This is a genomic window from Huintestinicola sp., assembly GCF_051882455.1.
Classification (GTDB): Bacteria; Bacillota; Clostridia; order Oscillospirales; family Ruminococcaceae; genus Huintestinicola.
On sequence record NZ_JBJERV010000060.1, the window covers coordinates 1 to 24,355 of the forward strand.

The following is a 24,355-nucleotide window of genomic DNA, read 5'->3' on the forward strand; positions in this document are numbered from 1 at the left end:
CATCTGCCTTACAAGCAGAGGGTCATAGGTTCGAGCCCTATTGTTCCCACCAAATTGAGCGGAGCTGATTTTTCAGCTCCGCACATAATTCGGCCTGGTAGTTCAGCTGGTTAGAACGCCGCCCTGTCACGGCGGAGGTCGTGGGTTCGAGTCCCATCCAGGTCGCCATTTTCTTAGCAGCAAAAGCTGTTAAATTTGCCTCTGTAGCTCAGTCGGTAGAGCAGGGGACTGAAAATCCCCGTGTCGATGGTTCGATTCCGTCCGGAGGCACCATAAATATGCGGATTTAGCTCATCCGGTAGAGCGCCACCTTGCCAAGGTGGAGGTAGCGAGTTCGAGCCTCGTAATCCGCTCCACGATTCGTCGAGACAATAGTCTCGGCGTTTTTTTTGCGGGTGACGACCCGCGGCGGCGGGGGACGCCCCGCGGCGAGACGTTCTGTAATTTATTCGGGCATCATACTGTCGGCTCGGTAACGATACAAATATACAGCCCGATATATCACGATATGCGGGTGACGACCCGCGGCGAGACGTTCTGTAGTTTGTTTGGGCGGCAGACTGTCGGCTCGGTAACGATACAAATATACAGCCCGATATATCACGATATGTCGGGCTGTTGCCATATCTATAGGCGCGGAGACAAAGCAAACCAATCCGCACAAACCGACAGCGCGACCTCGCCGCGGGTCGTCACCCGCCGAGACGTTCTGTAGTTTGTTTGGGCGGCAGACTATCGGCTCGGTAACGGTACAAATATACAGACCGATATATTCCGATATGTCGCGCCGATACAAAATCTATAGGCGCGGAGACAAAGCAAACCAATCCGCACAAACCGACAGCGCGACCTCGCCGCGGGGCGACCCCCGCTCTCGCCGCGGGGCGACCCCCGCCCCCGCCCCCGCCTGCCTCAGTCTGTGCCTGCAAAACCGAAATCCCGATACTCGCATCTGTCAATGCGGTGTTCAACGCTCATCTCACCGAAGCCGAACAGCGCATAAAAGGGCGTTATGCTTCCGCCGCCCGATATCTCGCCGTTTTCATAGCTCAGATCCGATATCCATGTGCAGTCCGCGTAGTACCATTTATTGTCAATAAATACCGCGTTCCATTCGTGGTTTGCGGGGGCAGTCTCAAGCTGTGCCCTTGTGTAGCCGTCGGAGGAGGTGCCGCCCTTCATGCTAAGGCAGTATATCCCCTGAGCGCTGCAAAGAGCGGAGTAAAGATTTGCAAACCCGCCGCAGGTGGTTCGGAAATCATTTCCTATCACCGCTTCAAGGCTTGTAACGCTCAGGTCGGCAGAAACAGCCGCCGCGTCAAAATCGTATGCAGTGTTTACCCCCACCCACATCGCGATAGCCATAGCCTTGTCAAGGTCGCTTTCGGCATTTCTGCATATCTCGTCGGACAGGGCGCGGACAGTCCCGAGTATCTCCTCAGGGTCGCCGTTTTCGCCGCAGATGTAGGGCAGGGTCTGCTCCTGTGTGAGGATAACGGGATTTTTGGTCATATATTCGTTTATATCCATAACGCTGTCAAAGGGCGTAAAAGTGCCGTAGGGGGTGGTGAAGCTGTCGCCCCGTTCAAAGCTGTCGGCGGCTTTTTCCTCACGGGTGTAGACAGTCTCCGCAGGAACGAGCTCCTCAAATCCGGTGCTTTGCCGTTTTACATATATAATTGATGCAGATATGGCTGCCGCTGTAAGAAGCAGGGCTCCGATCGCTGCCACACCGGGATATAAGGACTTTTCCATTTGTCTGACGCTTGCCTTTCATTTAATTTGACAAAATATTCTCATATAATTATACTATGCAAATGTTATTTCCGTATGAATATGATGAGTAAAAAATGAAAAAACAGGGGAAAATGTCCCTTTATTCAGTGATAATTATTACACAAATATTACAACTTGTAATCAAAATGGATATACTGTTGCAAATTGAATTAAGTTGTGCTAATATAAGGAGGGTGCAGGAATACTGCATATTCTACATATAGTGTTATATAGGCAAAATATACTTTTAGTATATAAGAGAGGAAAGTGCTTATGTCAAAAAGATCCGCCAAAATAGCGGCAACTTATTTTCTCACCATTGTAATATCCCTCCTGCTCATAGGCGGAGGCGGATATCTGTTTATAATGAACTACCTTGAAAAAGAGCCTGACAAAGGCGGTATGGACGATATCGTAATGCAGGATCCTTCCGCGGGCAATGAAGAATATGTCCCCATATTCGGGGAAGGCCGCACAGTCCTTTTTATCTATGAGGACGGAAAATCCCAGACCTCTACGAATTTCCTGCTTGCAAGGTTCGCCCCTGCGGACAACAAGGCGGTGCTTGTTCCTTTGCAGACGGACATTGCCTGCGAGCTGGACGGAACTGCCAACACCCTTTATGAATTCTACCGTCTGGGCGGCACAGCACAGGCTAAGAGAGCGGTTGAAAAGTTTACGGGACTTACCGTTGACAGATATCTGAAATTCACAAAGGACAGCTTTGCTCTGTTTGCCGATTTTATGGGCAATGTTGACTTTGACATTCCCTACAATCTCACCATTGATGACGCTGCCTCGGGCAGGACCATTGTTCTGAGAAGCGGAAATCAGCTCCTTGATACCAATACCCTGAGAAAGGTGATGTGCTATCCCGATTACAAGGGCGGAGAGGAATACCGCGCAAAGGTGGTGGGAAATCTTGCCGCCGAGCTTCTGAACTCCGGCAGCAGGGGTATTCTCAGAGACGGACTTGACACGGTCTTCACCGACATCGTCAACAGCGATATCGAAACGGACATCACCATATACGACTATGAAGATGATAAGCCTGCCATAGACTATGTGCTTGAGAACACCTCCTCACCTGCCCAGCTTGTTATCCCCTCGGGCACCTACAACGAAAACGGCTGCTATCAGCTTGACGAAGCCTTTGTGGACGCTTTGCCCCGCTGGTTTGCTATGGAATGATGATACTTTTACAGCCCCTTTCCGAAAGCGGAGAGGGGCTGTAATTTATTTATAGCGATCCACAAAAATATCCTGCCAAGTTCGGCGGTTCAAAGCTTGAATAGTGTCGTCACTCACCCTTGACAGGCGGCAAGCCTGCCTGCGGGTTCGTTCCTAACTCTTCAAGCTTTGCACTCGCCTCCTTTTGTCAGTCTATTTCTGTGTCTTGCTATAGGGAACATTTTATGTTTAAAACGCATAAAATGTTCCCTATATTTCAGAAGGTTTTCCAACAGCTGCTTTTCATAAATGTATAGATACTTCCGTCATCTCTGTCCTCATAGTAGGTCACAAGCAGCCTTTTAAATTCGGGAACGCAGCTTTCGGGGATAACGAGCAGTCCGCCGCCCTTTGAGATAAGGTAATGATTTGCAAAAATTACTGCTGCGCGCTTGTTGCCGTCATTGAATATCTGAGTTTTCATACAGTAAAGGCAAAGGTCAATGGCGGTGTCAACAGGCTCCTTCTCAGAACTGAGTATATCGGTAAGGCTCTCTTTGACCACTTGCTCAATGGGCAGGGGCGGAATGTATGAGGTGCCGCCGATAGTTACGGGTACGCCCCGTATCCTGCCGCCGTAGGTGTAAAAGCCTTCATTAACAAGCTGTGCAATATGACAGAGTATGGAATAATCGGTGGGATAGCTGATAACGTCCTTGTCCATAATAAATTCCCAGGCGTGCTTTAAATTCAGTATCTTCTGAACGTCCGAGGCGGTCATACCGTATACCTTGCCGTTGTCGATTATATCCTCCGTCTGAGGGAAGGTGGTCGCCACTCCTTCGAGGACAGCCTGGTCATAGATGTTCGCTTTCATATTCGCCCGGGCAAAGTCAATATTCAATATCACCCGTTCGGGCAGCTCTGTTTCTAAGTAGCCGAGAGAAGCAAGCTCTTTTTCTACTCTCCGTATCTGTTTTTTTAGCTCCCGTGCTTCACGTGCATTCCTGAGCAGCAGCTGATAAAGCTCGTCGGAATAAACGTCTGCATATTCCGATGTGAGCCTGCTTGCCACACGTTTGCGGATATAGATATATTTTTTTCCGCTCAGCTCTTTTATTTCGGGAGTGCCGTCATAGGGCAGGAGATTGAGCCGCGCCTGAAGATCTGCTTTCCGGGTGAGCAGATCTTCAATTACCGTATAGTTGTTTTCCATTTCAGACCTCCTTATAGGGAACTTTTTTGTGATTATTATATCATATTGTTCCCTATTTTTCAAGTGGTTATTCAATAAAATGCTGATATTATAATATTATTAGTATAATTTATGCATAATATTACAAATAGTAAAAAAATCCGCCCGAATAAACGGACGGATTTTATTATCTGTATAAAATTCAAATAATATTACAATATGTAAAATCACTCAGCCGTAAAGTAAACCACCTTGGACTGGAAATCTCCCGAGAGATTTACGTTTATGCCGCAGTTCATAAGGGCTGCGCCTGTGTGAATTTCTCCTGTTTCGTGGTTCTTGTACTTTCTTTCGGGGTCGAGACCCTTGAGCTTGATCCGTCTGCTGCGGTAGTTGGGTCTGCCCAGGACCTGTACGAAGGTGAAAACAGCCTCGCTCTTGTCCTTTGCCACGAACATCCATGCGTCCCACATATTGTCCTCGAACACGTTTCCTATGCGGTACTGATCGCCTGTGCGCACAAGGGGATTGTACTTCTTGAACATCTCTATCTGACCGGGAATTTCGTTCCTGTCCGCCTCTGGTATCCTTGTAACGTCAAGCTCATAGCCGAAGGTGCCCACCATTGCCACATTTCCTCTGGTGGAGAAGGGGGTGCTTCTGCCCACAGTGTGGTTGGGGCAGTCGGATACGTGGGCGCCCATTGCGGAGGCAGGGTAGCAGATAGATGTGCCGTGCTGAATTTTGAGTCTCTCGATGGCGTCTGTATCATCTGATGTCCATATCTGAGGAGAATAGAACAGCATACCTGCGTCAAATCTTGCGCCGCCGCCGGAGCAGTTTTCAAGGAGAATGTGGGGATAATCGGTGGTGAGCCTGTTCATCACATCATAAACGCCAAGCACATAGCGGTGCCACAGCTCCCTCTGACGGTCTGCGGGGAGGGCGTTTGAGCCCACCTCCGTAAGCTGTCTGTTCATATCCCACTTGATGTATTCGATATTTGCGCTGTCAAGAATTTTTCTCATCTGACCGTAAATGCAGTCGCGTACTTCCTTGCGGCTGTAGTCGAGGACATACTGCTCACGGCTCTGTGTCATGGGCAGTCCTTCTATCTGTATCGCCCAGTCGGGGTGAGCCTTGTACAGCTCGCTGTCGGGGGATATCATCTCAGGCTCGAACCATATGCCGAATTTCATTCCCAGCTTGTTGACCTCGTCCACAAGGTGTTTAAGCCCGCCGTTTATCTTCTTCTCGTAAACGAACCAGTCGCCCAGAGAGCTGTTGTCGCTGTCTCTGTGACCGAACCAGCCGTCGTCCATTACCAGCATTTCAATGCCAAGCTCGGAAGCCTGCTTTGCAATGCCGATAAGCTTGTCGGTGTCGAAGTTGAAATAGGTAGCCTCCCAGTTGTTAATGAGAATGGGACGGCGCTTGTCCTTGTATTCACCTCTGATAAGGTGCTGTCTGTAGAGGTCGTGGAAGGTGCGGGACATTTTGCCGATACCCTCCGAGGAATATACCATTACCAGCTCGGGAGCGGTGAACTCTGCGGAGGGCTCAAGCTTCCAGGAGAAGTCAAAAGGATTGATGCCCATTAAGAAACGGGTCTTTTTATGCTGAGTTACCTCTGCCTGCGCAAAGAAATTTCCGCTGTAAACAAGGTTGAAGCCGTATGCCTCGCCCATATCCTCGTCTGCGGTATGGGAGACAAGAGCCGCAAAGGGATTGTTCTGATGGGAGGACTCGCCCTTGACGGAATCAATGCTCTGCTTGCCGTGATGGAGCCTGCACCGCTCCATTACGCGCTCTCTCGCCCAGGAGCCGTTAAGGGTGATAAAGTCATATTGATCGGAGTCAAGATCAACGCAGGCAGAGAGAACTCGTCTTACATCAAAAGCCTCAGCGCCCTTGTTTATGAGCTTAACGCTTCTTGTGATAACATCGAGGTCTGCAAATACGGTGTAATAAAGGATAACATTAAGTCCCGTGCGCTTGTCCTCAAGGGTAACGGCAACAGTCTCCGCCTCGTTTTCCTCCGCAAAGGTGGCAGGGAGACGAACGGTCATATCCTCGAGCTTTTGCTCTAAGATCGGCTTGCCCTTTGTTATCTCATAGGAAACAAATCTCAGGTCAAGAGCGGACATACCCTTGTTATCCATAAGCATAATTGCAGGCTCTCTGTAGTCGCCTGTGCCGTGAACGGGATATTCAAAGGGGGTGGTGTCCATAAAGGTGCCCATATCTCTCTTGTTCACCTTTGGTGTAAAGGGATTTTCGTCAAGGCGGAGAAGGTAGGAAAGGTCCTCATCGTCTGCGCGCTTGCCGTAATAGATATGAGCAAGATGACCGCTTTCAAGAGCGGCGAATGCGTATGTGACACCCTTGCCCGTCAGGGTAAAAAGGGTCATTTCCTCGGTGAAGGTCTCGTTGGAGTTTGTCTGCCATTTGTAGTAGGTTATTTCCTTTTTGATCTTCTTTGCGGTGATAAGGCTCATTGGTTTAACTTCCTTTCGTTTATCAGTATTCGTAATCAATGCAGGCTCTGCCGCCCTCTTCTCTTATGCCTGCGATAAATGCGCCGAACTTTTTATGCTCGGGGTGGTTCTGATACTCGTCAAGACCCTTTATATCGTCAAAATCGCAGATAAGGGCAATGTGGTAATTGCTGTCGGGAGCGGCGTCGGAGTTGATGACCGTTTCCATTTTTCTGATGGTGGGAACGAGGGAGGGCAGCTTATCTGCCAGCTCCTTTGCGGCAAGGGCATTTTCCGCTGCGGTCTTTCCCTCGGTGGCTTTCAGCCTGAACATTACGATGTGTTTTATCATTTTATATACATTCCTTTCCGAATATAAAATATATTTTGGGACTGCTTATTTGTGTCGTTACCGAGCCGCCCGAGTAAATTTTAGAACGAGTGGCAGCAGGCTCAGCCTGCCGTTACCGAGCCGTCCGTCAGACGTCCGAGTAAATTTTAGAACGAGCGGCAGCAGGCTCAGCCTGCCGTTACCGAGCCGTCCGTCAGACGCCCGAAAAAACTATAGAACGAGTGGCAGCAGGCTCAGCCTGCTGGGATATATCCCGTTTTTTCAATTATTTCCTGACCCTGCCTGCCTGTCATAAAGCCCGCAAGGAGAGGAACGTTTTCGTTATCATTGTCCTCAAGGTATATGGCATACAGGCTTGTGGTCATGGGATATTCGCCGCTTTGTATGGTACCTGTGTCGGGATAAATTCCGTCAAGGGACAGGAATTTTATACCGCTCTTTGCACCCTCGTCAACCATTCCCGAAGCATAGTATCTGAATGAATAGCCGATAGACGAGCGCTTGTTCTGATAATCTGCCACAGCGCTTATCACGCCCACCATTGACTGCTCAAACTCCACCTTTAACGGCTCCTTTAAGGGCACGTCACCCATAAAATGCTCCATCATTGTCTGGGAGCCCGAGTTTTTCGGGCGCTGAAAAGCAAGAATGGGAATATTTTCGCCGCCCACGGCGCTCCAGCTTTTGGTCTTTCCCGAGTAGATATCCCGTATCTGCTCCGAGGTCAGACCGTCAACGGGATTTTCCCCGCTTACGAAAAATACAAAGGCTTCCCTGCCGATGGGGACCATTACAAGGGTCTTGCCCGCCTCCTCCGCCAGCTTTTTCTGAGCCGCAGAGGGCATTGCTCCGAAGAAGATGTCCACATCTCCCGAGATAAGGCTTTCGTACGCCTTAATGGTATTTGTAAAGCGGACGGGCATGGGGAGAGGGTCATCGCTTTTCTTTGCGGCAGACTGAATTTCTCCGATATTTTCATAGCAGGCATTTGCTATCGCGGAATATACGGGATAAGCCGCCTCCGCGCCGTCAAGGACGGGCATTTTATCGGGGTCTGATATGATAAGCTCCGACGGCTCGCTTAAAACCGCAAGCTTATTTTCGGGGTTTTCGACATAATAGGGTCTGAGGTCAACGCTTGACAGCCCGTTTTCATAGGGAAAGCCGTATCCTTCCCGGCTTCCTGCCCTGTCTGCCATCATGATATATCTGTCATAATCCGACGGGTCAACGTCTACAGTGGAAAGGTCGTGGAGATATTTTGAATATTCTCCTCCTGCAAAGAGTGCGGCGAGAATTATTACTGCGGGAGCGGCAAATTTTATGCCCGGGAGCGGTCGGTCTATGCTGCCCGATTTCGCCGCTCTGCGCTCGCCTATGGCAAAGCTGACAAGTCCTGCAGCATTAACGACTAAAAGATATCCGATACCAAGCTCCGAAAGGGCTGTCTGGAAGAAATTCAGCAGGGCAAAAATTGCCATAAAATTTCCATATAGCTCAAAGCTTGCAAATGGGGTATTGCTGTCTGCTTTCGGAAAGAAATTTATCACAAGTCCCGTTACAAAGGGCAGGAGGGCGGGGAGATACACTGCACAGGGCTTTTCGGGTGCTTTTATCAGATTTCCTGTGGTAAGGCATCTTCCTGAAATAAAGCATACTGAAAAAAATATCAGCAGACATAAGGGGAGTGCTGCTATGCCGATGACAGCGGAGATGTCTATGGAAAAGAGACAGCCAAGATTTGACAGTAAGATAATTACTGCGGGTACGGCAATGAAATAGGCAATAGGGGGACGTTTTTTCATATGGTGTTCCTCCTTATGTCATTCTCTCACAATATCCTCGGATTTTTCCTCGATATAATGCTCCGTGACCGTGCCGAAGCCACGCGATATTATTCCCGTGAGCCAGTACAGCACAACGCCCCAGATATTCGTCCATATCATTTCGGGGATAAAAATTTTTCTGAAAACCAGCCCCGACAGGTCAAACTCCCACAGGCGGTAGAAGAAAAGGTAATGGAGCATTGCCTGTATGACTATCACCGCCAGGTCGAGCCACAGGAAATTCAGGATATGCCGTCTCAGGACATAGTGAAACAGCAGTGATATCATCAGGCATGACCACATCAGTATAAGTGCATTGAAGCCCGTAAGAGTGCCCGAAGCGGAGTCCAGCAGCAGACCGCAGACGCAGCCGTACAGCACCGAGTCGAAGGGCGCTTCTCTTACGGCGTAGCAGACGGCGCAGGGGATAAGCAGCAAGGGCAGCGTTCCACCCGTATTCACCGAGGAGACGAAAACGTAGCAGAACGCCATAAGCAGGATAAAAAGAGTATGCCTTATAATGTAGTTGCGGCGTTCCTTTTTCTTTTTAAGCTCAATGTTCATCTGCCGTTTCCTCCGGCTGCTGTCCTGTCTTTATGGCGGTCACTTCGTCAAGGGTGTAGTCGGTTATGACAAAAACGCTTGTGAGGGTGCCGGGGTCCTCCGCAGGGATTATAACGGCGAATTTGGACAGACCGTTCTGCTCCATCTGTACCGACTCAACGGTGCCGATGAGCTGACCTGCGGGATAATTGGCGCTTCCCGAGGTAACTATCACATCGCCCTCCTTGATGTCGCTTTCCTTGCTGATGTAGCTCATACGTATCCTGCCCTTTACGGCAAGGTCATAGCCGCCCTCGGCGATGCCCTCGGCTTTTGTGCGGACGGTGTACACGCCAACGGCAGTTTTGGGGGAATAGAGCGTTCTCACCTTGCTTGTGGAGGGGGAGACCTCGAAGCATACTCCCACGATGCCCGTTTCGGTAACGACGGGGTCGCCGGGTTCGATCCCGTCCGACGCGCCTTTATCCACGGTAAATGAGCCGTAGGGGTCATTGGTGGTTCGTGCGATAACGGTGCAGGGCGGGGAGAATTTATAGTTATCGTATTCCTCTTTAAGCTCGAGCATTACTCTCAGCTCTCTGTTTTCCCGGAGCACCTTGTCATAGTCGATGACATCGTTATAGATGGCGTTCAGCTGAGCCTTGAGCTGCTGATTTTCGTTATAATATTTTTCGGCGTTTATGACCATATCGAGAGATGTGGAGACCTTGTCGGATATCTTTGAGGAAAGGCTCCTCACAGGCTCGAATATGACCTCGAAAAGGTAATTGCTCCCCGAGGAATATCCCCCCGTGGTGACGGAATATATCATTGCCCCGATAAGCACCGCTGTCAGGGCTACTATTATTTTGAATTTTACTGTATGAAAAAACTCTTTCATATGTTTACACCCTGATTTTTGGCTTATGATCTGCTTGGGTTAATGTTACTTGGTTTTGGGGTTAATGTTACTTGCTTGGGATCAACGTTACTTGGTTTGGGTCTGTTAACAATGCGCCTTTGGGCGCATTGCGTTAAGGGCAAGCCCTTAACAATCCCAGGGGAACGCCCTCTATCGCAGGGCGTTCCCCTCTTGAAAACAGTCCACAGGACTGTTTTGGGGTTCACCCCTTGCGGAGCTCTTCTAAGGATAAGGAGTTTCGCCCTCTGCGGAGGGCGACGAGGGGCTCTGCCCCCTCGACCCCCGCAAGCCTTTGGAAAAGGCTTGAGCGAAACTTTTATCCTTTGGCTTTTGGTTAGTTATGCGTTATTTTTTTAATAATATTTTGCGTCGTCGTTGAGGACTTCATGGAGCTTCTCGATATCCTCAAGCACCTTTCCTGCTCCTGCTGCCACGCAGTCAAGAGGCGACTCCGCTATATTTACGGGCATTCCCGTTTCCCTGTTGATAAGCCTGTCAAGCCCCTTGATAAGCGCTCCGCCTCCTGCAAGGGTTATGCCCTGGTCGATGATATCCGCCGCAAGCTCGGGGGGAGTTTTCTCAAGAGTGGTCTTTATTGCTTCAACCACGTGGGTAAGAGGCTCTGCCAGAGCTTCTCTTATTTCCACGCTTGTAACGGTGATATTCTCGGGGAGACCGTTAAGGAGGTTTCTGCCCTTTATCTCCATTTCCTCTTCCTTCTCCGTCTTATCGGGAGGGAATGCGGAGCCTATGGCAATTTTCACATTCTCGGCGGTGCGCTCGCCTATGAGAAGGTTGTATTTTTTCTTGATATAGTTTATGATCGCGCTGTCGAATGCGTCTCCTGCGATGCGGACGCTTCTTGAGGTAACGATGCCGCCCAGGGATATTACTGCCACCTCCGATGTGCCGCCGCCGATATCGACTATCATTGAGCCTGCGGGCTCGGAAACGGGCAGTCCTGCGCCGATAGCCGCCGCCATGGGCTCTTCGATGATATTTACTCTCTTTGCGCCTGCATTCTCTGCGGCTTCCTTAACGGCTCTGCGCTCAACGGCGGTAACTCCCGAGGGTATGCAGATTATAACGTTTGCTCTGGTGAAGAAAAAGCTTCCCTTGAGAGCCTTTTTGATAAACTCGTCCAGCATTGCGGAGGTTATCTCAAAATCTGCGATAACTCCGTCCTTGAGGGGGCGCACTGCGGTGATGGAGCCGGGAGTTCTTCCGATAACTTCCTTTGCTTCCTGTCCCACATATTTAGGCTCCTCTGTGCGCGAGTCCACCGCCACCACCGACGGCTCTCTTATGATAATTCCCTTGCCCTTCATATAAACAAGTGTGTTGGCGGTGCCCAGGTCAATTCCTATTTCCTTTGTAAACAGCATTTTTTTAACCATCCTTTCAATGAGAGTTTTGTGGTTTTCGTCAGAAAATTTCGGACGGCAGTCCGAAAAACAAAACTCGGTTTGAAAATCTTTGATTTTCAAACATTCTCCTTTTTATGTTTATAATCTCCCGACTTGTCTTTGTCTTTTGGGGATATTTTTCGCATTATATATCTTATTATAGCATATATTTTTTTTTACTACAACAGTTTTTTTCAAAATTAACCGTTTTGTTATTTGTTACAGAGCGTAAAATTTTTTGGGGGTTATTGCAAAATAATATTACTTGTGGTAATATTATGTAGGATATACAGAAATTTCCTGCAAGCGGTTTATATATACAATGAAAGGTGGTTTTTATGACCGATTTTTTAGTAAGGCTTTTTATCAGGGACAAGGACAATGTCACCGATATGAAGGTAAGGGAAAAATACGGCGTTCTGAGCAGCGGCGTGGGCATTGCCTGCAATATCCTGCTGTTTGCCGTCAAGTACATTATAGGAAGTGTGTCGGGCTCCATCTCCGTTATCTCCGACGCATTCAACAACCTTTCCGACAGCGCAAGCTGCATCGTAACTATGATAGGCTACAAAATGGCGGCAAAGCCTGCGGACAAGGACCACCCCTTCGGTCACGGCAGGGTGGAATATCTCACGTCACTCATAATTGCGGCGGTCATTTTCCTTATGGGCTTTGAGCTTTTAAGATCATCGGCGGAGAGGCTTATCAGTCCCGCGGAGGTCACCTTCGGCATTGCATCGGTGGTATCGCTTATCGCTTCAATTCTTTTAAAGCTGTGGATGTCCGCCTTTAACGGAAAGCTTGGCAGGAGGGTCAATTCCTCGGTAATGCTTGCCACCGCTCAGGACAGCAGAAACGATGTCATTGCCACCGCTGCGGCGCTTATCGGTCTTACAGCCTCCCTTTTCACCAATCTCCCCATTGACGGACTTATGGGTATCGCGGTGTCAATATTCATTATCAAGGCAGGCTTCGGCATCGTCCGTGACACGGTGGACGATCTTTTAGGCAAGCCTGCGGACAAGGAGCTTGTTCTGGAGATAAAGGACATCGTTATGGCAGACGAGCGCATTCTAGGCATACACGACCTTGTTGTGCATAACTACGGTCCCGGAAAGATGATAGCGAGCTGTCACGCCGAGGCGAGCAGCGAGGAGAAATTTGCGGATATCCACGAGCTGGTGGACGAGATAGAGCATAACATCAGCGAAAGCCTTGGGATCATGATGACCATACATATGGACCCCGTTGACGTGAACAACAAGGAGGCTATGGCGATAAGAGACGCGCTCAAGGGATTTGCAGACGGCATTTACGGCGGACTCAATATCCACGATTTCAGAATGCTTGCGGGAAGCAGTCCCACCCTGATCTTCGATGTGGTGGTGCCTTATGACTGCAAGGCAAAGGAAGAGGATATCAAGGCAGAGTTTGACCGCTTTGCCCGTGAAAATTACGGCGAGGGCGCAAGGACGGTCATCACCTTTGACCGGGACTTTGCACAGTAAAAACGAGGGCAGCTTATCCGCGAAGATAAGCTGCCCTCAGCTTTTCAGATCATTCCCAAGGCTTGGCACCGTCAAGCCAGCCTTGTTTTTCCCAATATTCCTTTTCGGAGGGGGAGGCTCCCCAGCCCGCTTTCTGCATACTGCAGCCAAGCAGGAAGAGTGCCTTTGTTCTTATGCCTGTATGGACCTTTTTATTTTTGGATAATCGTGCCCCCAGCTTTTGCATATCCTTGTTTATCTTCTGCTTTATTTTATCGGGGACGTTTTTCCAATTCATTGCCTGCACCTGCACACCGTATACGGTCACTTCGGGAATACACCAATGGCGAAGATTATCCGCAACAAGTCCTGCGGCTTTTTTCGCTCCTGAACCCGCTGCTGTGGAAATGACCACCGCACGCTTACCGAACATTTCTTTGTACGGCTTATGAGCCATCCAGTTGGTAAAGAACAGATCAAGGAACGCCTTCATCGGAGCGCTTGGCATCATACAATAATTCGGCGATGTAAATATAAGAAGGTCGGCTTTTAAGACTGCGTCATCTATCCTTTTCTTTTCCTCCCAATAGGGACACCTGTCTCTGCCCTCAATGCACCTGTAGCACCCAAGGCAAAAATGGTCCAGATCTCTCGGAAGGAAAAATTCCTCAATCTCCTTTTCGCAGGTTATATTATTTAAAAGCACATTTGCTGTATTCCATGTGCTTCCCTTGTGATTTTGTCCGTGTATCATTACAATTTTCATATTGATATATTCACCCTCCGATGAAGCACCGTCAGAATGTCATCCCGTCATAGGATATGGACGCTATTTTCCAGAGCCCATTGTCAAAAACAATGTCAAGCTTCATCTCACATTCACCGCCGTAGTTGTCAAACCTTGTGACTGCGATAAAGCTGCTGTCGGTCACATCGGAGATGGAGATAACAGGCATACCGTCCTCCGTTATCCAGGGATATCCGCAGCCCTTTGCGGTAACATAGCCGTACAGCGCCCCGTCAACATCTATGTAACAGGGCTGCTCGCCGCCTGTAATGCTTGAATATCTGCTTTGGATAAGTCCGTCGGTAAGATTTTCCGTCATATACTCCTCAAGGTCGGCGGTGTTTTCAAACTGCGCAGATACCCTTGCATACTGCCTGCCGTCCACATCGATAACATCATTCTCGTCCATAGGGATATTTCCGCCGCCTATTCGGTCAATATGATCAAGCGCACCCATAAGTCTGCTTGTCTCTGCGGCAAGCTCCTCCGTCATATCCGCGGCCGCTTCCGTATCGGCAGAAGTGTCATTCCCAACAGCCTCTGTTTCGGCTGCGGCAGCCTGAGTTTCGGCAGCCGAGGAGATCTCCGTAATTATATCTGTCATTTCCTCCTTTGTTATGACCGTTATTTCCGGCAGCTGTGTATTCCCGCTGTCCGAACAAGCCGAGAATATCATACACATTGCCAATAATGCGATTACATTTTTTCGTTTCATTTTCCTTTTCCTTTCTGTGTCTTTTTTTCTATGGATATCAGCCTGCGGCTGCTCCTGTTTTGTTCCAATCCTGCAATATTTTTCTGAGCTTGAAAAGATTTATCACAGCGCGGACAGCTTCATCTGCCATTACCGCAAGAAATACTCCTGTCATTCCAAAGCCCAGCCCATACACGAACAGGCACGCGCAGCCTACAATAAAAAATGTGCCGAATATCTGTGTAAAGAACATCCAGCGGGTATTTCCGCTGCCTCTGATGCCGCTGCCGATAATGATATTTCCCGATTTTCCGAAAAGATTGAGGCACACAAGCATAAGATAAATTCCGCAGCCTGTGATTATCTCCTCGTCCTTTGTAAAGAGCGAGAGGATATTTTCGGGGAAAATAAGACATATCAAAAGCACAAGAACTGCCACTCCCGCACATAAAATATATGCAATTTTGCACACGCCCGAAAACTGTCTTATATCGCCGCTGCCCTTTGCTTCGCCCGAAAGGGTCATTGTTCCGCTGCCGATGGCTCCGATAACGACCACTGCCAGCACCTCAACGCTGAAAACAATGGAATATATTCCCGCAGCTTTTACATCAATGGAATTAAGTATCCTTATGATAATGAGATTTCCCATATTCCATGCAAAGTCCTCAAGTCCCGCGTTTATTCCCAGTCCCACCGATGAGATGAAGGGCTTTGCGGGAGCGGTAAGTATGCTTTTTGGCGATGGCTTTGTTTTAAGCGGCTTATTTGTTATCACGATAAATGCAAACAGACAGCCGCCGTATTCCGCAATTGTGGTGGCAATTGCCGCGCCCTCGATGCCCAGCGGGGGAAAACCAAATCTGCCGAAAATAAGCACCCAGTCAAGCAGAATATTGAGCCCTGCTCTTATTATCCCGTAGAAAACAAGGGGCTTTGTGTAGTTTGAGGTCTGCATTATGACCGAGAAGGAGCTTTCTATTCCCACAATAAGAAATGTGGGGGCGAAAAACTTCATATATCCCAGACACATGGGCATAATGTCCTCCGAAACGCCCATTGCATAAAGTACATACTCTCCGCAGAACAGCCAGAATAAGAAAAGCAGTATGGGAAGAATGTTGTTCCACTTTACCATGGAAGCCGCATAGCTTTCCACATTTTTGTCATCTCCCGCTCCGACGCTCTGACTTATGAGTATGGACGCACCCATTACTATGGTAAAGCAGAAGGACATTGTTGTCCACATGGGCGCAGTAACATTTCCCAGGGCGCTCATATACAGCGTGTTCAGCTGCCCCAGAAAGATCCTGTCGATTATCATCTGTACCTGTGATATGATATTGCTGAGCATTATGGGCACTGCAATTATCATAAGCTTTTGCAAATATTTCCTTTTCATAACTGATATTTCCTCTGTATGTCTTCATTTTTCAAATAGCTAACGTTCGTTTTCTCAACCATTATATCACACCCCTTCTCTCTTGTCAAGAAAAATATTACCGGGAATTTTACCTCTTGACAAAGCGGTAATAATAAATTATAATTAAAGAAAACGTGCGTTAGCTTGCTTGGGGAGAAATGTATTATGGATAAAACACCAACTAAAGACAGGATACTTGATTCGGCGCTTGCTCTTTTTTCCGAAAAGGGCTATGACGGTGTGGGAGTTGACCTTATTGCAGAAAATGCGGGAATAAAGGGACCGTCCCTTTATAAGCATTTTAAGGGCAAGGAGGATATACTTGACTCTCTCATCGAAAAGGTCGAGAGCTATTACGAAGCCAATTTCGGCTCGGTGAACAACCCGGGAAAAACGCCGTCCTCAATGGACGAGCTGATAGCCATGTCATTAAAAAGGATAGAATTTACCCTTCACGACCCTACGATAAAGAAGGTCAGGAGAATGCTCACCATGGAGCAGTTCCGCAGTCACCGCATCGCCATTCTTACCACAAAATACAACATAGACAGCGTGCAGGAGATATATCATCGTATCTTTCGGGAGATGATGGATAAAGGCATTATGAGAAGGACCGACCCCGAGCAGCTTTCCATGTCCTTTGCGGCGCCCGTATCGCTGCTTATCCAGATGTGCGACAGGGAGCCTGAGCGGGAGGATGAAGCAATGGAGCGCATTAAAGAATATTTTCGGTATTTTGCAGATGAGTATGCGGCTTGAGATATAAGAGCCGCATTACCGACACTGTTTATTGAGCCGCATATAACGCTTCGTTATATGCGGCTCATTTATTTGAACTATCCCCTGTTTTTCAGCACCTCTGTTGAAAGCTTTGCCGTAAGCAGGGCATTTACCCCAAAGTACACAAGCATGATACCGCAGAAAATTGCTTCGAAAAAAATTACCGGATCTTTTTTCGAAGGCAAATTTGTTTGGGAGTGTTTATTACGGGGTATCCTGCAAATAATATAAAAAATACTCTATCGCAAAATATGTAATTTTGCGAAAACCTCATTGGAAATGACGGTGTTACAATACCTTGCTCATACCTGCCGACAAGATCTCCGACGGCTTATACTAATCTTTAACCAACCTATAGACAAATCCGACAGCTATAACGCAGCCACTCGTCGTCAAGCTCCCTTGCCGGGCGACAGCCCGCCTGCGGTCGCTTTCCTAGATTGGCAGCGTTCTATCTGCCGCCTTTGTCTACAGAACGATTAAAGATTAGTATTAAAATTTTATGCGATAGTTAATTTTCTTGCAAACTGTTCCACACATTCGATCTTTCTTTCCATGGAAGAATGAACATATAAATTCAGCGTGATGTTGACGGAGCTGTGACCGAGAAGCTCGGAAAGGGTTTTTATATCCGCTCCTGCGGCAATACACCTTGTTGCAAACAAATGACGGAGCGAATGGAAATTGACCGCAGGCAGCCCTGATTTTTTCAGAATACTTTTAAATCGGTACTGCATAGTCCGCGGTTCGGTCATTCGTGAACTGCCCGATAAAAAATATGAGCTGTTATCGCTTCTGTGCTTTGACAAAACGGGAATAATGAAATCGGGCAGCGGGATAATTCTTTCCGATGAGCTGCTTTTTGGTGTGCTTATCTGAAGCTGCGACCTTCTGTTCTGCCTGTCATATGTGCGCTGTACGGTTTGGCTGACGGTGATATATTTTTCTTCAAGGTCAATGTTTTCCCATGTCAATGCACACAGCTCGCCTATTCTTATTCCCGTTGAAAGCGCGAGAAGTATGCCCGCAGAGGTCGTATCATTCTGATGATAAAGACTGCGCATAAGTTTTAATGTTTCTGCATTGTTTAATATTCTGCGCGCTTTCTGACCTTCTCTTTTCGGCGCATCGACCTTTTCGCAGATATTTTTTACACCGAATATATTATGAGCATACAAGCATATTGAACGAACAACAAAAAATATATCGGAAACATAACTGTGCGAAAATTTTTCAGCCGTCAGCTTTCCGATAAATCCTTCAATATCGGCAGAGGAGATTTTATCATATCTCACACTGCCGAATACGGGCAGAATATGCTTTTTCAGCTTGATATCATATGTGCTGAGGGACGAGTCCTTAACGATATTTCTTTTGGCTTCAAGCCACTTTACGGATATTTCGCCGAAGGTGAGCCTGCATGAAAGCACATTTTCCGCAGAGCTCGCCTTTTTCTCCGCAAGCTTTCTTTTTACTTCGCTGTAGCTGTGACCGTATACGGACAGATATTTTGTATTGCCTTTTTCGTTAACGCCGCATTTGCAGCGCCCTTCCCAGCGTCCGTCCTTTCTGTGATATATGTTTTCTCCTCTTCTGGGCATGGCTTTTACCTCCGTTTTGTACCATAATTCTGACGGCTTATAATTTCACAGTCATCAATGTCATGTTATCATGCACAATATATATCGGCATAATTTAGAAGTAATCACAAGCAGCACAGCCTAAATTTTTGAAAGGTCACGCCGATATATATATTGACAAATTACTTTTTTGTATGCTATAATATAAATTGTACATATTTATATGCTGCATTAAAAGCGTATTTGTAAATATTAACCATTTCTGCTCTATCGCAAAATTACATATTTTGCGAAAACCTCGGTTGATCTCTCCTAAGGTTAAGAATAAACGGCTCACGGGCTGTTTCACCGACGCATCGGATCGTGACCGGCGGAGTTTTTAAACATACCCCATAGCAAAAACGGTGTTTTGAGGCGTAAGCTTACATGAATGCCAGGACCGCCTTGTGCGGAGCGAAGCTGCTGTGCAGCAGGCAGTTAAAACGCTGCCGATGTTAATCCTTATGATAATTTATGGAGCTGGTTGTCTGAAAGAAGAAACAATAACCAAGACCATATGGCAGTACAGCGAGAAATTAGACGGAGAAACTATGGATCTTCTGCGCGGTATCGCCTGTGACTATAACAAGGTCAAGAACTATGCTTATGACCGCTATTCGGGAATAAAAAGCATAGACAAGCTTGTTCCCGGATATGAGATACTAAACGAAATGAGAGCGGGCGGAATGCGTCAGCAGCTCGGTCTCCCCGCAGTGTATTTCGAGATGGCGCTGTTTGAAGCCATATGGGATATCAAGGCAATGTGGCAAAATCTGAAAAACAAGATAATGTCGCTTGCAAACCGGAATGAGCAGCTTACAGCTGATGATAAAAGCTACATTCGTATTGTACTGAAGATAAACAGCGTTTATTCTGCCATACTTAATGATCGGCCCTATGAAATGCCCGAAAAGGCAAAGGGGCTTTGCATCGATGTTAAGCCGCTGAACAACAGGATAAAACGCTGGACAAGAAAATATAAAGCAACACCCCGATCTGACAGCGCTGATACGTTCAGAGTTACTCCCGGCGGTTATTCTTACAGAAACGGCGGGATACGTCTGGTCAGCAGAGTTGAGAGGAAACGGGTCTTTATTCCGTTAAAGGATCCTACTCCTTATAAAAGGCAGCTTAACATTGTCATCATGGACGACTATATCAAAATTGCCGTTCCCACAGAAAAAAAGGTGATCGGCTGTCCCGATAATAAAAATGTTATCTATGTTCATATCGGATATAAGGATATGGTCACGCTCTCTAACGGAAATGTATACGGAGCGGAGCTGCAAAAACTTGTTCTCCCCGAGACCGAACGGCTTGCGGTCAAAAACAATGAGCGCGGCAAGGTCTATAAGGCATATTTAAAAAGCCTTGACTCGGGCGATGCCGAAAAGGCAGGGAGGATAGAGAACAATAATCTCGGAAAGATAAAGTATAATTCCCAGAAAGAAAAAAAGTATGCCGAGACCGTAAAGTTTATCAACACCGAGCTTAATAAAATGTTTGAAAAGGAAAAGCCCTGCAGAGTCGTCATTACAGCCCCTGTGAGATTTGGCAGGATGACAAAGCTTTCGAGGTCTGCAAAAATGATGCTCAGCCGCAGCTTTGCCGGGTATATCCGCAGACGGATAGAACAGAAATGCTGTGAAAAGGGCATAGAGCTTATAAAGATAAACTCTAAGGATACGGGAAATATCTGCTCATGCTGCGGAGCCGTAGGCATAAGAAAACAGCTGGATTTCAGATGTGAAAAATGCGGAGCACATATGCCGTCCGCCCTTAACTCAGCTAAAAATATAGAAAAGAAATATCTTAATAACACATAAACGGGAGCAGTCATTATGAGAAAGTTTGTGAAAAATAATATTCTTGAGATCTTTCAGACAATTTATGAAGCCCACAGTCAGGTAAAGAAGCTCATAGATAAAAAAGATCATGAGAGTGCACAGATAGTTCTCGGTGACTGTCAGAATGCGGCTGTTCAGATAGGAACGGCTGTTGAAAGCTCGGAGGGAGAGGGCTTTATAACCGTCGGATATCTTGAGGAATACTGTGAGGCGGTTTATGAGGTCTCGGAAAATATTTCCGGGGGATACAGCGGCAGCAAGGCACAGAAGCTGCTCGATAAGATGCTGATAAAAGCTGAAAACAGTGTTAAGAACGATATAAAGGTAAAGCTTGAAATTGTTTTTCTCCCCTACAAGGCGAGTATGTGGGATTCCATGGAAAGCGTATGGAAGGAAGCGGTCACAGACCCCGAATGCGACGCTTATGTTGTGCCCGTTCCTTACTATGACCGGGAGCCCGACGGTTCCTTCGGACAGTTCCGTTATGAAGGCGGGGAGTTTCCGTCGTATGTGCCTGTGGTACATTACGAGGCTTATAAATTCGAGCTGATGAAGCCCGATATCATCTATATCCATTCCCCCTACGATCAGTATAATAATGTGACATCTGTTGACCCCCGCTTTTATTCCTATGAATTAAAAAAATATACGGATATGCTTGTGTATATCCCATACTACGTTGTTGCGCATGAAAATGTTGCTGAGTCAATGTTCAATAATTCTGCCTGTCTCCATGCGGACCGCGTCATTCTTCAGTCAAAGCCTTTGAGAGAAAAATATATCGGATTATACAGCAGGCTCACCGATACCGACCGCTCTGAGCTTCAGCGCAGATTTGTTGCTCTCGGTTCGCCGAAATTTGACGCGATAGTGAATGCCGACAAGAATGACTATATTATCCCCGATGAGTGGAAAAGCATTATAGGCGGCAGAAAGATAGTGATGTACAACACCTCTATTACCACTGCGCTTGCCGATACCGGGCTGTTTATGGAAAAGCTTCGGAAGACCATCGAATATTTCAAAGACAGCCTTGAATATGCTCTCTGGTGGAGGCCTCATCCTCTGCTTTGCTCGACTATAGAAAGTATGCGCCCTCAGTTTCTGGACGAATACAGAAATATCGTATCTGTGTACAGGCAGGAAAAGACAGGCATATATGACGACACGCCCGAGCTTCAGAGGGCGGTCATACTTAGCGATATGTATTACGGCGATTACAAAAGCAGCGTAGGAATAATATACTGCGCCACGGGCAAGCCCATCATATCTGCGCATATTGACCGGGGTGGTGAGATATCATCATTCGACCGGGACAGGCTCGAACATTTCAGAGACAACAGCACTCTTGATGTATTGAAACGAAACGAGAATTATGATGGCACTGCGGGCATACATATCCACAATTACATTAAAGGCGAGGTAACAAAGTGACAAAGAAAGTATCCGTTATCATTCCTGTATACAATGCTGAAAAATATCTGCCCGAAACGCTCAGATGCCTGCTGGAGCAGGATTATCCCGATTATGAAGTCCTGGCGGTCAACGACTGCTCCACAGACGGGTCCGCAGGGATAATAACCGGGTTTGCGGAAAGGTTCAGAGAAAAAAATGCTGACCTTATCCTTGTTGACAGACCCGTAAACGGCGGACTGTGCGCTGCAATAAATTCGGGTATCGGGAGAGCCGAGGGCAGCTATTTGTGTTTCCCTGACGCTGATGATGAGATCGCTTCGGATTACATATCGTCTATGATGAAGACCCTTGAGAAGGAGCCTTCTAAAAAATGGGTGAGATGCGACTATACCATAGTCCTTGAAGAGGAAGGGCGGGAATATGATGTTCACCTCCCCTCAAAGAGCGTTTATAAAAACGATTATTTTGATTTTGTTTCAAAATTCATTCCCCATAATGCCTGGAATATGATAGTTGAGCGGGAATATTTTGAACGGTGCATCGGCAGTCGGATATATGATTCCCGCCTCACTCAGGAATGGTCCCTGCTTATCCCTCTCAGCTATCATTCGGATTATGCAAGGTGCCATAAGGTGCTTTACAGGTATCACATAAGAAAGAATGCCATGTCATCATGGCAGAATAAGGATATAGAGTCTGTTATCGAACATTTTGACGCGCTGGAACAGTTAAATCTTATTATGACAGACAGTCTGGAATGTGATGACGAGGAGCTTCTCGCTGTATCGAAGAGAGCGCTGAAAATTTATTATCACCTGATGAAATATAAAAAATATGCTCAGAAGTCATATGATGAGCAGGCGGACAGGGAGCTGGAGGAATTATATGCGGCTTCGTATGACCTGACGGGCGGGGAATTTGCTGCAAGGATAAATGAGCCCGATCTTTACGTCAGAGTTGTATTCGATAAGCTTCTGGGAGCGGATACGGGCAGCGCGGAGCTGCGGTATGACGAGTATAAGGAGCTTTTTAAAAGCGGCTTTGTGGTTTTATATGACAAGCCCGGAAAAAAACTGATGACCGCTCTGACTGCGGCTTACGGCGAACCTGTCAGGATAATATATCATTCCGACTACGATGCGGCTCAATGGAGCTCGGCAGTAAAAGTATGCCTTATTGAAAATTCACGGATATACAAAGACATTATCGGCAGAGACTGCGGATCTGCGGAACGATACTTTGATTACCGTGATATCCGCGAGTCCCTTCGGGGCTGGGCTGCAAGAGAGGTGGTAATGTGAGCTCTGGTTGGGAAGCCTTTGAAAAGGATGCAAAGGGAAAAAGCATTGTTTGTTATGGCGCAGGGGTCAATGCAGTTCTGATGCTGATGAAGGAGAGCTTTCGTCCTTATCTTGATAAGGTGCTGTTTTTTGTTGACAGGGATACGAGAAAGGCAGGTACCCTGTTGGTATCGGGCGGAAGAAGCTATGAGATAAGATCGGCAGATGTGCTTGATGATATCGGCTCGGATACCATCGTTCTCGTTACTATTGCAGACTATATCACTGTGGGTAAAATGCTTGACGAAAAGGGGATAACGTGGTATCCCTGGACCGTTATCTCAGCCGATATCAGCTTTTCACAGCTTGAAGAACGTGCTGTTGACGACGATAAAAAGTATTTCCTCTTAAATACTCCCGATTATATGAATCTGGGAGATCATGCCATTACTGTTGCCGAAAGCCGATACCTGAAAGAGAATTTCGGAGAATTTTCCGAGCTGGGCTCGAATGTCTGTCATATCGACGGGTTAAGAAGATTAAAAAGCTTTGTCAAGCCGTATGATGTGATATTTGTTCAGGGCGGCGGGAATATGGGCTCCTTATGGAGAATGTGTGAGGAAAATATCAGAAATATCGTGAGGACCTTCCCCGATAACAGGATAGTTATTTTCCCTCAGTCGGTCTATTACGGCGGCTCCGAAGAAGAGGCGGCATATTTTGCACGGTCACAGGAGGTATACAACGGTCATAAAGACCTTCTCATATGTTCAAGAGACCGACGGAGCTTTGACTTTGTGAACAGGTCGTATAAGTGCGGCTCTATGCTGCTGCCCGATATGGTGCTCACTTTAGAGCATAACAGGAGATCGGAGCGCAGGGGGATAGGCTTGCTGCTGAGAGATGACAAGGAAAAGCTGATACGGGGAGACTACCGCGTTAAGGCTCAGCTTGCCGCAAAGAAGCTTGGCATGGAGCTGAGGCTCATCACTCATCACCCTGCTGCCGACCCCTGCGGCAGACATAAGCTTATCGATGAGCTTCTTGACGTCTATTCCTCCTGTGAGCTTGTCATCACAGACAGGCTTCACGGTATGATATTATCTGCCGTTACAAATACTCCGTGCATTGCCTTCGATAACAGCTATCATAAGGTTTCCGATCTGTATAAGACCTGGCTTGGGGACTGCGAACACATAACCATGTCAGAACCGCTTGATGAAGCTGCATTGGCTGAGCTTATCGAGGAAAAGACAAGCCGTGAGTATCGGGGATTTGACCCCGGGATATACAGAAAAGAATTTGATAAGCTTACGGCTTATTTAAATAACTGAATTGCTTATAGGAGAGATCGC

Annotated in this window: 19 protein-coding genes and 3 tRNA genes; 10 read left to right on the forward strand and 12 right to left on the reverse strand. The window is 47.3% G+C overall.

Annotated features, from left to right (window positions below; translation table 11 throughout):
• Positions 1 to 91 precede the first annotated feature (91 nt).
• From ACI4J0_RS07695 to ACI4J0_RS07705, 3 genes are all read left to right on the forward strand, one after another.
• Positions 92 to 168 (forward strand) — tRNA-Asp (locus tag ACI4J0_RS07695).
• Between the two features lie 29 nt (positions 169 to 197).
• Positions 198 to 273, forward strand: a tRNA-Phe gene (locus ACI4J0_RS07700).
• 7 nt (positions 274 to 280) lie between these two features.
• Positions 281 to 356 (forward strand) — tRNA-Gly (locus tag ACI4J0_RS07705).
• Between the two features lie 556 nt (positions 357 to 912).
• Here the strand turns inward: ACI4J0_RS07705 and ACI4J0_RS07710 are convergent.
• Positions 913 to 1,755: a transglutaminase domain-containing protein gene (locus ACI4J0_RS07710; RefSeq protein ID WP_439765230.1), complete on the reverse strand. Its 843-nt coding sequence runs from the start codon at positions 1,753 to 1,755 to the stop codon at positions 913 to 915.
• A 294-nt stretch (positions 1,756 to 2,049) separates the two neighbouring features.
• Here ACI4J0_RS07710 and ACI4J0_RS07715 point away from each other — a divergent pair, with 294 nt between their 5' ends.
• The gene (locus tag ACI4J0_RS07715) at positions 2,050 to 2,967 is read left to right on the forward strand and encodes an LCP family glycopolymer transferase (RefSeq protein ID WP_439765231.1); all 918 of its coding nucleotides are present in this window, start codon (positions 2,050 to 2,052) and stop codon (positions 2,965 to 2,967) included.
• 256 nt (positions 2,968 to 3,223) lie between these two features.
• Here the strand turns inward: ACI4J0_RS07715 and ACI4J0_RS07720 are convergent, their stop codons facing one another.
• The 7 genes from ACI4J0_RS07720 to ACI4J0_RS07750 all read right to left on the reverse strand — a co-directional run bounded on the left by ACI4J0_RS07720 (position 3,224) and on the right by ACI4J0_RS07750 (position 11,643).
• Positions 3,224 to 4,162: a Fic family protein gene (locus ACI4J0_RS07720; protein WP_439765232.1), complete on the reverse strand. Its 939-nt coding sequence runs from the start codon at positions 4,160 to 4,162 to the stop codon at positions 3,224 to 3,226.
• Between the two features lie 206 nt (positions 4,163 to 4,368).
• Complete coding sequence (locus ACI4J0_RS07725; RefSeq protein ID WP_439765257.1) at positions 4,369 to 6,552, reverse strand: alpha-galactosidase; 2,184 nt, start codon at positions 6,550 to 6,552, stop codon at positions 4,369 to 4,371.
• 109 nt (positions 6,553 to 6,661) lie between these two features.
• Entirely contained in the window at positions 6,662 to 6,970 is a 309-nt protein-coding gene (locus tag ACI4J0_RS07730) for a Dabb family protein (protein ID WP_439765233.1), read from the reverse strand.
• 233 nt (positions 6,971 to 7,203) lie between these two features.
• A complete protein-coding gene (locus ACI4J0_RS07735) occupies positions 7,204 to 8,775 on the reverse strand; it encodes a PstS family phosphate ABC transporter substrate-binding protein (RefSeq protein WP_439765234.1) in 1,572 nt (523 codons plus the stop codon).
• A gap of 18 nt (positions 8,776 to 8,793) precedes the next feature.
• Positions 8,794 to 9,360, reverse strand: a complete 567-nt coding sequence (gene mreD, locus ACI4J0_RS07740; RefSeq protein WP_439765235.1) for a rod shape-determining protein MreD — start codon at positions 9,358 to 9,360, stop codon at positions 8,794 to 8,796.
• Positions 9,350 to 10,240, reverse strand: coding sequence for a rod shape-determining protein MreC (mreC, locus tag ACI4J0_RS07745; RefSeq protein WP_439765236.1), 891 nt, complete (start codon positions 10,238 to 10,240; stop codon positions 9,350 to 9,352). The genes mreD and mreC overlap by 11 nt, the downstream gene beginning before the upstream one ends.
• Before the next feature lie 374 nt (positions 10,241 to 10,614).
• On the reverse strand, positions 10,615 to 11,643 hold the full coding sequence (locus ACI4J0_RS07750; RefSeq protein WP_439765258.1) for a rod shape-determining protein: 1,029 nt from the start codon (positions 11,641 to 11,643) through the stop codon (positions 10,615 to 10,617).
• Positions 11,644 to 12,005: 362 nt separating this feature from the next.
• Here ACI4J0_RS07750 and ACI4J0_RS07755 point away from each other — a divergent pair, with 362 nt between their 5' ends.
• Positions 12,006 to 13,175 (forward strand): cation diffusion facilitator family transporter, encoded by a 1,170-nt coding sequence (locus ACI4J0_RS07755; protein ID WP_439765237.1) that lies wholly within the window; start codon positions 12,006 to 12,008, stop codon positions 13,173 to 13,175.
• A gap of 49 nt (positions 13,176 to 13,224) precedes the next feature.
• Here ACI4J0_RS07755 and ACI4J0_RS07760 read toward each other — a convergent pair whose 3' ends face one another.
• From ACI4J0_RS07760 to ACI4J0_RS07770, 3 genes are read right to left on the reverse strand one after another with little or no spacing between them, the layout of a single operon-like run.
• Complete coding sequence (locus ACI4J0_RS07760) at positions 13,225 to 13,920, reverse strand: flavodoxin family protein (RefSeq protein WP_439765238.1); 696 nt, start codon at positions 13,918 to 13,920, stop codon at positions 13,225 to 13,227.
• Between the two features lie 31 nt (positions 13,921 to 13,951).
• On the reverse strand, positions 13,952 to 14,656 hold the full coding sequence (locus ACI4J0_RS07765; protein WP_439765239.1) for a hypothetical protein: 705 nt from the start codon (positions 14,654 to 14,656) through the stop codon (positions 13,952 to 13,954).
• A gap of 37 nt (positions 14,657 to 14,693) precedes the next feature.
• On the reverse strand, positions 14,694 to 16,037 hold the full coding sequence (locus ACI4J0_RS07770) for an MATE family efflux transporter (RefSeq protein WP_439765240.1): 1,344 nt from the start codon (positions 16,035 to 16,037) through the stop codon (positions 14,694 to 14,696).
• 186 nt (positions 16,038 to 16,223) lie between these two features.
• On the opposite strand from ACI4J0_RS07770, the gene ACI4J0_RS07775 reads away from it, so the two are divergent.
• A complete protein-coding gene (locus ACI4J0_RS07775) occupies positions 16,224 to 16,817 on the forward strand; it encodes a TetR/AcrR family transcriptional regulator (protein WP_439765241.1) in 594 nt (197 codons plus the stop codon).
• Positions 16,818 to 17,338: 521 nt separating this feature from the next.
• On the opposite strand, the gene ACI4J0_RS07780 is transcribed toward ACI4J0_RS07775, so the two are convergent.
• Positions 17,339 to 18,439, reverse strand: a complete 1,101-nt coding sequence (locus ACI4J0_RS07780; RefSeq protein WP_439765242.1) for a tyrosine-type recombinase/integrase — start codon at positions 18,437 to 18,439, stop codon at positions 17,339 to 17,341.
• Positions 18,440 to 18,921: 482 nt separating this feature from the next.
• On the opposite strand from ACI4J0_RS07780, the gene ACI4J0_RS07785 reads away from it, so the two are divergent.
• The 4 genes from ACI4J0_RS07785 to ACI4J0_RS07800 are packed head-to-tail and all read left to right on the forward strand — an operon-like array spanning position 18,922 to position 24,334.
• On the forward strand, positions 18,922 to 20,283 hold the full coding sequence (locus tag ACI4J0_RS07785; protein ID WP_439765243.1) for a zinc ribbon domain-containing protein: 1,362 nt from the start codon (positions 18,922 to 18,924) through the stop codon (positions 20,281 to 20,283).
• A 15-nt stretch (positions 20,284 to 20,298) separates the two neighbouring features.
• On the forward strand, positions 20,299 to 21,738 hold the full coding sequence (locus ACI4J0_RS07790) for a hypothetical protein (protein WP_439765244.1): 1,440 nt from the start codon (positions 20,299 to 20,301) through the stop codon (positions 21,736 to 21,738).
• Entirely contained in the window at positions 21,735 to 23,021 is a 1,287-nt protein-coding gene (locus tag ACI4J0_RS07795) for a glycosyltransferase family 2 protein (protein WP_439765245.1), read from the forward strand. Before ACI4J0_RS07790 ends, ACI4J0_RS07795 begins: the two co-directional genes overlap by 4 nt.
• Positions 23,018 to 24,334, forward strand: coding sequence for a polysaccharide pyruvyl transferase family protein (locus tag ACI4J0_RS07800; protein ID WP_439765246.1), 1,317 nt, complete (start codon positions 23,018 to 23,020; stop codon positions 24,332 to 24,334). Before ACI4J0_RS07795 ends, ACI4J0_RS07800 begins: the two co-directional genes overlap by 4 nt.
• Positions 24,335 to 24,355: the final 21 nt, after the last annotated feature.